The 230-nt window shown below is 52.2% G+C and carries 1 protein-coding gene; it reads right to left on the bottom strand.

Annotated features, from left to right (window positions below; translation table 11 throughout):
- Window positions 1–227, bottom strand: a 227-nt coding sequence (locus tag LD028_RS09685; RefSeq protein ID WP_237811695.1) for a carbamoyl phosphate synthase preATP-grasp domain-containing protein, incomplete at its 3' end; no start/stop codon positions are given.
- Window positions 228–230 lie beyond the last annotated feature (3 nt).

The raw sequence follows: 230 nt of genomic DNA, 5'->3' as shown, positions 1-230 counted from the left end.
GCTTCGACCGCATCGACGGTGAGCGGTTCAAAATACACGGCATCGGCATGAACTTCATCGGTCATGATCGTCGCCGGATTGTTGTTCACTAAAATGACGCGATATCCTTCTTCCTTTAAGGCGATGCACGCTTGTGTGCCGGAATAATCAAACTCGGCGGCCTGGCCGATGACAATCGGCCCCGACCCGATCAGGAGAATCGACTGAAGCGAAGAATCTTTAGGCATACA

The sequence above is a fragment of the Anoxybacillus sp. LAT27 genome (assembly GCF_022030075.1).
Lineage (GTDB): Bacteria > Bacillota > Bacilli > Bacillales > Anoxybacillaceae > Anoxybacillus > Anoxybacillus kestanbolensis.
This window is presented reverse-complemented; position numbering and strand designations above follow the sequence as displayed.